This is a genomic window from Flectobacillus sp. (genome assembly GCF_049240685.1).
In the GTDB taxonomy this organism is placed as follows: domain Bacteria; phylum Bacteroidota; class Bacteroidia; order Cytophagales; family Spirosomataceae; genus Flectobacillus.
The window spans coordinates 1-7,374 of record NZ_JBMLSD010000444.1 but is presented as its reverse complement, the minus strand read 5'-3'; the positions used below and the strand labels follow the sequence as shown (position 1 = coordinate 7,374).

8 protein-coding genes are annotated in these 7,374 nt (G+C 36.5%); 5 read left to right on the top strand and 3 right to left on the bottom strand.

Annotation, left to right across the window (positions count from 1 at the left end):
- Positions 1-298: 298 nt before the first annotated feature.
- From ACOVQ4_RS20485 to ACOVQ4_RS20475, 3 genes are all read right to left on the bottom strand, one after another.
- Positions 299-946: a hypothetical protein gene (locus ACOVQ4_RS20485; protein ID WP_421822466.1), complete on the bottom strand. Its 648-nt coding sequence runs from the start codon at positions 944-946 to the stop codon at positions 299-301.
- Positions 947-958: 12 nt separating this feature from the next.
- Positions 959-1,564: a hypothetical protein gene (locus ACOVQ4_RS20480; protein WP_421822465.1), complete on the bottom strand. Its 606-nt coding sequence runs from the start codon at positions 1,562-1,564 to the stop codon at positions 959-961.
- Positions 1,565-1,884: 320 nt separating this feature from the next.
- Entirely contained in the window at positions 1,885-2,484 is a 600-nt protein-coding gene (locus ACOVQ4_RS20475; RefSeq protein WP_421822464.1) for a hypothetical protein, read from the bottom strand.
- Positions 2,485-2,973: 489 nt separating this feature from the next.
- On the opposite strand from ACOVQ4_RS20475, the gene ACOVQ4_RS20470 reads away from it, so the two are divergent.
- The 5 genes from ACOVQ4_RS20470 to ACOVQ4_RS20450 form a co-directional block, all read left to right on the top strand.
- Positions 2,974-3,603, top strand: a complete 630-nt coding sequence (locus ACOVQ4_RS20470; protein ID WP_421822463.1) for a viroplasmin family protein — start codon at positions 2,974-2,976, stop codon at positions 3,601-3,603.
- Between the two features lie 202 nt (positions 3,604-3,805).
- Entirely contained in the window at positions 3,806-4,498 is a 693-nt protein-coding gene (locus ACOVQ4_RS20465) for a tRNA1(Val) (adenine(37)-N6)-methyltransferase (protein WP_421822462.1), read from the top strand.
- Positions 4,499-4,559: 61 nt separating this feature from the next.
- Entirely contained in the window at positions 4,560-5,510 is a 951-nt protein-coding gene (locus tag ACOVQ4_RS20460) for a glycosyltransferase family 2 protein (RefSeq protein ID WP_421822461.1), read from the top strand.
- 30 nt (positions 5,511-5,540) lie between these two features.
- Complete coding sequence (locus tag ACOVQ4_RS20455; protein ID WP_095163973.1) at positions 5,541-6,329, top strand: tRNA threonylcarbamoyladenosine dehydratase; 789 nt, start codon at positions 5,541-5,543, stop codon at positions 6,327-6,329.
- A 53-nt stretch (positions 6,330-6,382) separates the two neighbouring features.
- Positions 6,383-7,374, top strand: a 992-nt coding sequence (locus ACOVQ4_RS20450; protein WP_421822460.1) for a hypothetical protein, incomplete at its 3' end; no start/stop codon positions are given.

Below are 7,374 nucleotides of genomic sequence, written 5' to 3'. Positions count from 1 at the left end.
GATATAGAAAATTTGATTGCGGATATTCGAGTGCTGAAAGAGGAGGAAAATTGATATAATTGGTGAAGAAAACATGTGTCATCCCAAATCGAATCAGTAGAGACGCAATGCTTGCGTCTCCAATCGAATTGTCAAAGCCCGATAATATTGTTAGAGTAGGCACAAAGTGGCATAGGCACAAAGGCACAAAGTGGAAAACAGTAGAGACGCAATGCTTGCGTCTCAATGCCTGCGTCTCTACTGCGAGAATCTAAATTTTAACCTAATCACTAAATCGCTAAATTAGGGATGACTCCTATTACAATACGTATCGAATACCTATACCCATATTAAGGCTGATAGTAGGTGAAATACTGTAGTAGAAATAATTTGTTCTGAATGAGGGCATCTTTGTTTGACTAAAGTTGAACTCAAACACATTTGTACTTACGATAGGTACAACGAGTGCTAATTTCTTAGAAATAAAATAGCTAATACCTCCTGAACCTCCCAAAGTTACTCCCGAAGAAAAAGTGCTCTCATCTCTATTGTTAGAGGAAATATAGTCATCATTAATCGAATGGGAAGAATTACCTGCATAAAGATTTCCTTGAAGCCTTCCATAAATGCCTAAATTCCCAAATATTTGTTTATAGTATTCATTTCCTAGGCCAAGAGAGAATCTATAATTTGACTTTTTCTCAATGTATTCAAAATCATTTTCTGTTGAGGATTGTGTAAATCCAAAAGTCCAGAAACGAGCTTTTGATTTTGTTACAAACTTTCCGTAAGTAAGATTCAAGTTAGAAGATAAATCCTCTTTTTGATTATAGGCCTCTAGGTTTGCTTTCCCAATATTGAAAGAACCTTCTAGGTATTTTTTGCCCTCACTGTATTGTCCAACACAGTACAAACTTGAAATTAGACAAAGCAATAGAATTAAGATGCTAGATTGTAATTTTTTCATGATTTTTCTAGGTTAGAGTGTTTTACCGATAGCAATTTTGAATGAACCAATAGTTGGAGATAGTCCAACATAAAAACTTTCCGAATTGTTAGTTCTCAAATCTGAATTTTTATAGTTAATAGAGCCTATATTAGCACTACAATCAAGAAATAGTTTGCTTTTGAAATGATACCTTAATCCTACATTGGCTTGAATGGAGGCTTCAAAACCATCATTTTTATCGCCATTATTTGATTTATCAAATATGTATCTCCCTGTACCTGTTGCCTCTGCATACAAACCTATACTTTTGTTAAGCGGCAAAAATTTATTGATAAAATAGCCAGCTCCAATACTATGCGAACCATAATTGAAGAAGTTACTTGATTCAGTCCACAGAAGCGAATAATCTGCTAGCCAGCCTCTGGAAACCTTATTTGCGCCAAATTTTCCAGATTTGAAGTAAATGTTTAAACTTTGAAGATGCGAGCTCTGCGAATAAGTAATATTTTTGGCAAAGTTTCCACTAAGTGAACCACCCACCACCCAGTATTTAGTGCCTGGGTCGTATTGGGCTTTAGATGAATAGTTAACGATGACTAGTATTATAGTCAAACAGGTCAGAAAAGGTATTTTCATAATGAATATGGTGTTAAAAATTTTGTATGAAAGTAAGAAATATGAATGATTTTTCAAGCCAATTAACAAAACTTTAACAAAACAGAGAGCGCTCTACCTATGGCAAAGCGCTCTTCTCAATTACTCGTTTCTTAGTCAGAAACAATCCTAATTGAACAAAACGGTGTAGAATAAACGTAATGTTTTATTTTGCATAAAAACAAATGATAGATGCAAAAATGACTGTATAGATTGAATAGAAACACTTTAATAAAAAGCTAAATCTACTGTAGTAAAATCCACCAATAACTGATAAACCACTAACTATTAACTTTTACAACCTAAAAAGTCTTTCCGATAGATATTTTGAAAGTTCCAATGTTGGGAACAATTGCCCCCGAGAAATTCTTTACATCGCCTACACTCTGGTATTGTAAAGTACCTACGTTAGTTCCTAAATCTAAAAACCACTTGTTTTTCATGCTGTAGCGTAAGCCAACATTACCCTCGATGGTTGCAGCCCAGCCATCAGTACCAGTACTTCCTTCTGAGGTATTGTATAAGTATTGGGCTTTGCCGAGGGCTTCAGCATACAAGGCTAAATTTTGAGTGATAGGTTGAAATTTGCTCATAAAGTAGCCAGCTCCAAAACGATGCTGATAGGAGGTCATGTTAAGCGTTGAGCCCGAATAGGTTTGAAGGCTATAGTCTAAAAGCCACCCTTTTGCCACATTATTTTCTCCAAATTTTCCTTTTCTAAAATTTAAAGAAATGGAATTGCTATGCAGACCCTCTCTCCCAAGATTGCCATAAGTGGTATTATTTGTGGCTAATGAACCACCTAGCTGCCAGTATTTTGTATTAGGGTCGAACTGTGCTTTTGAGGTGAAAGAAAGTGCGCTCAACGCGGCAACGCAACAGGTAAGAATGAGTTTTTTCATGATGTAAACGGTGTTAAATTTTCAACAAAGCTAAAGGGTGATTTTTAGAAGAGCAATAGCAATGAGAGTTCGGCACGCTTATTTAACATTAATTAACTAAAATCGGCATTCGACACTTTATGTTTTTTATAGCAAAAGTCAAAGAATCTCTAGCTGAAATTAGTTGTGTATAAAGGGAGTATTTCGGATAGGGGAGTTTTTTCCTGATTACTGGACAAAATAAAAAAGGGTAATTCAGGTGAATGTCCTTTTTCACTGAATTTTGAAAAACAGTTTAAAACTGTTTAAAAAAGTAAGTCCAAGACTAAGTCTTGAACTAGGAACTTCAATTTTGTCCAGTAATCAGAGTTTTTTCTTACTAAATCTTGTTAAAAAAAAGGTAGTTTTCTGTATTCCGCAATCCGAAATCCCAAATCCGAAATACTTAACCATCCTGATTCTTTCGAGATAAAACCAAAAATTGATTATCTTCACGGTTTTTTAAGAGCAATGGCAAAAAAAATAAAATATTATGCAGTCTGGAAAGGAAGAAAAACTGGTGTTTTTTCTTCATGGGCAGAGACTGAGGAGGCTGTGAAGGGCTTTGAAGGAGCTCAGTACAAATCTTTTGATACTGAGGCGGAGGCTGAAAAAGCTGCCAAGGGAAATTACTGGCAATCTGTACAACAAGGCGCAACTGGCGCCAAAGCGGTAACAAAGAAGCATGTAGGACAACCTTTGGCTAATAGTATTTCAGTGGATGCTGCCTGCTCGGGTAACCCCGGTATTTTGGAGTATCAAGGAGTGGAAACTTCTACCAAAAGAGTACTTTTTTCAATGGGACCATTTCCTGAAGGAACTGTAAATATCGGAGAATTTTTGGCTATCGTTCATGGATTATCTTTCTTGCAAAAACACAATTCTGATTTGCCTATTTATTCGGATTCGAAAACAGCGCTAAGTTGGGTGAAAAACAAAGCTGTAAAGACTAATTTAGAACGTAATGCTAAAACTGAAGAACTTTTTAGACTAGTCGATAGAGCGCTAATTTGGTTAAAAAATAATACCTATTCTAATCAAGTTCTCAAATGGGAAACCGAATTCTGGGGCGAAAACCCCGCAGATTATGGAAGGAAATAAATCTTGAATGGTGAGTTAGTGAATGGTGAATTAGTAGTGTACGAAGGATTAGTTTTGTCTTTAAAATAAAATTGCAACTACTGCAAAAATGCTCAAGATAAGTAAGGTTTTGAACAAAATGGATTCTTTCGTAAAGCTCTAATATTGAATTATTTATCATTTGCCATTCATCATTCACCATTCAACATTCACAATTAAAAACATGTTTCAATTCAAGCAATTTACCATACATCAAGACCAGTGCGCTATGAAAGTTTCGACTGATGCTTGTATATTGGGTGCTTGGGTGCCTGTTGAGCAGGCAGAGAATATTTTAGATATTGGTGCAGGTACGGGCTTATTATCGTTGATGATGGCACAGCGAAGTACCGCTTGCATTGATGCGGTGGAACTAGATCAACCTGCTTTTGAACAAGCAAAAAGCAATATTAGTCAAAGCAAATGGCACAATAGAATAAGCGTTTTTCAAGGAAAAATACAAGATTTTTCTTCTGATAAAAAATATGATTATATCGTGTCGAATCCTCCCTTTTATCAGAATCATTTGAAATCTGAAAAGGTACAAAAAAATCAAGCACATCATACCGAAACTTTAAGTTTTGAAGAACTTTTGGATTCGGTGTTTAGGTTACGAACAACTTCTGGTAAATTTGCAGTATTATTACCAGCCTACGAGGCGACAGTGCTCGAAGAGTTGGCCGTATCAAAGGGATTTTTCCCACAAAAAAAATTGACTGTTCGCCATCGTGAGGGGTCAAAAATTCTAAGAGTTATCGTTGAATACGGAACGTCGTCGGTGGGTGTAGAAAATACTGAATTACTTATAAAAGACGCTCAGGAACAGTACACAGCGCAGTTTAGCGCATTATTAAAAGAGTATTATTTGATTTTTTGAAAAAGACACCGTCTATCATTCGTTATCGAGTTGTGCGGTAACATTTCTAATCAACAAAATTATGTTAGCAATTTCGATTGTAGTACCACTATATAATGAGGAGGAATCCCTGCCCGAACTTTGTGCATGGATTGAGCGAGTGATGGATGAGAATCAGTTTACTTATGAGGTGATTTTTGTCAATGATGGGAGTAAAGACCGCTCTTGGCAGGTATTAAAATCACTGGTAGCACAAAATCCTCGTATCAAAGCCATATCCTTTAGTCGCAATTATGGAAAATCGGCTGCCTTGCACGTAGGTTTTCAGAAGGCACAAGGAAGTGTGGTGATTACGATGGATGCTGATTTACAGGATAGCCCCGATGAGATTCCTGAGTTATATCGCATGATTACGGTCGAGGATTATGATTTGGTTTCGGGCTGGAAACAAAAGCGTTTTGATCCTTTGTCAAAAACGATTCCAACAAAATTGTACAATGCCGCCATCAAATGGATGTCGGGCATCAATTTGCATGACAATAACTGTGGTCTGAAGGCCTACAAATTGGAGGTAATCAAAACGATACGTCTTTATGGCGAAATGCATCGCTATATCCCCGTTCAGGCCAATTGGAATGGTTTTTCGAGAATTGGCGAAAAAGTGGTACAACACCAAGCACGTAAATACGGTACAACCAAGTTTGGTATCGAACGCTTTCTGTATGGGTTACTCGATTTGTTGTCGATTACCGTTGTTCAGAAGTTTGGTAAACGCCCTATGCACCTTTTTGGGAGTTTGGGGATATTTTCATTTTTGGTAGGTTTATTTATCACGCTTTACCTAATTGGTGATAAAATTTACAGTATTTCGAACCATATCCCTTTCAGAAACATCACTGACAACACTTGGTTTTATTTGGCTTTAGTAGCCATTATTATTGGTTCCCAATTGTTTTTGGCTGGTTTTATTGGCGAATTACTAACCATGAATTCTGATAGAACTACTGATTATCAAATTAGAGAAGAACTTTAAGATTTTAATAAAAGATATTTTCAAAAAAAAATGAGTGATTTAGCTTGGCTTGGTAGAACCAAATTATTGGTTGGAGACGAAGGAATTCAAAAATTGCAAAATGCTCACGTATTAGTTGTGGGTTTAGGTGGCGTTGGTTCATTTGCTGCCGAATTTGTTGCGCGTTCAGGTGTTGGTACGATGACAATTGTTGACGGCGACGTAGTTGACCCGTCCAACCGTAACCGTCAGTTGCCTGCTTTGGCTACTAATCATGGTGAGCCCAAAGCCGATATTATGACAGAACGCTTGTTGGCTATTAATCCAGAGTTGAAGCTAACAACTATCAAAGAATTTTTATCTCCAGAAGCCGCCGAAAAGCTTTTGAGCGAAAATCAGTTTGATTATGTAATGGATTGTATTGATTCCATTACCCCTAAATTGACACTATTGAGTACAGCTTATAATAAAGGTCTTAAAATTGTAAGTTCGATGGGAGCAGGAGGGAAAGTAGACCCAACCTTGCTTCGCACGGCAGATTTATTTGAAACTCGTCAATGTTATTTGGCCTCGCTAGTTCGCAAGCGCTTGCGTAAATTAGGCATTCGTTCGGGTATCAAAGCAGTCTTTTCTTTAGAAAAACACGATGATGATTCATTAATGCTAACCGACGGAAGCAATTTCAAAAAATCGGCTTATGGAACGATTTCCTACATTCCTGCGGCATTTGGAGGCGTTTGTGCATCGGTAGTGATTCGTGATTTGTTGGGCTATCCAATCAAAATGGAGAAAAAACCAAAAGAAATGGTTGCTCGTGAAAAGAAACAGAAAAAGAAATAATAACTTCAATGCCAGTGTTTTATAAAAAATAAAGCACTGGTATTTCCTTTCTCATGCGTAAATTTATTTGGACTATTCTCAAGTTTTCGATTATTCCGTTTGTTGTAGGCTGTCTGTTTTTGTTGGGTTATTGGTATTTCGACCCCTTCAAAGTACTACATACCTATTCGGATTTTTCAAAACCTGTGATTGTTCCCAATAGAGACTACGTTTCTACAGAGATATTTATTCGTAATAACCCACGTTATCATTACAATTCTTTCATTTTTGGTAGCTCACGAACGATGGCATTCAAGCCAGCTCGTTGGAAGAGATATTTACCCAAAGAGGCAGAACCTTATCTTTTTGATGCGTCGAACGAGTCGATTTATGGGATTTATACCAAAATTAAATGGTTAGATCAACAAGGAGTTCCGCTCAAAAATGTTTTACTTCTGATTTGTCATGACCGTACTTTTACGCATAGTTCAAATATCGAACATCACTTATATATCAAGCACCCAAAAGTTTCAGGAGAATCAGAAGTAGATTTTCAGTGGTTATTTTTTAAAGCATATATCCAACCAGATTTTTGGATTCGCTTTTATGGGTATCAATTATTTGGATACCAGAGTTGGATGAAAGGGTTTATTCAAGAAAAGCCTATTTTCTATGATACTCGGAATAATACCATTTATATGCCTTCCCAAGAACGTTTGATTAGTCAACATCCTGATAAGTACTACAAAGAAAAAAAGGGAGTGTTTTATCAAAGAAAAGGGCAGAGAATAGATAAGTCGATACTCATTGAGTATCATCAAGAGAAAATGCTGCAAGAAATTGCCACAATATTCAAAAAGCATCATACTAACTACAAAATAATTCTGAGCCCATTGTACGAACAAGTTAAGTTTCATCCTAATGACTTGGCGATATTACAAAAGTTATTTCCTAAAAGAGTTTATGATTTTACAGGAAAAAATGGGTTGACCAGTTTTTATCAGAACTACTATGAGCAAAGCCATTTTCGGACTGGTGTAGGTGATGCAGTGATGAAGAAAGTGTA

Bases quoted from the DNA above. Each gene is read 5' to 3' on its own strand.
- ACOVQ4_RS20470 (WP_421822463.1), top strand. From the start codon at position 2,974: ATGGCAAAAAAAATAAAATATTATGCAGTCTGGAAAGGAAGAAAAACT.
- ACOVQ4_RS20465 (WP_421822462.1), top strand. From the start codon at position 3,806: ATGTTTCAATTCAAGCAATTTACCATACATCAAGACCAGTGCGCTATG.
- ACOVQ4_RS20455 (WP_095163973.1), top strand. From the start codon at position 5,541: ATGAGTGATTTAGCTTGGCTTGGTAGAACCAAATTATTGGTTGGAGAC.
- ACOVQ4_RS20485 (WP_421822466.1), bottom strand. From the start codon at position 946: ATGAAAAAATTACAATCTAGCATCTTAATTCTATTGCTTTGTCTAATT.
- ACOVQ4_RS20475 (WP_421822464.1), bottom strand. From the start codon at position 2,484: ATGAAAAAACTCATTCTTACCTGTTGCGTTGCCGCGTTGAGCGCACTT.
- ACOVQ4_RS20480 (WP_421822465.1), bottom strand. From the start codon at position 1,564: ATGAAAATACCTTTTCTGACCTGTTTGACTATAATACTAGTCATCGTT.
- ACOVQ4_RS20460 (WP_421822461.1), top strand. From the start codon at position 4,560: ATGTTAGCAATTTCGATTGTAGTACCACTATATAATGAGGAGGAATCC.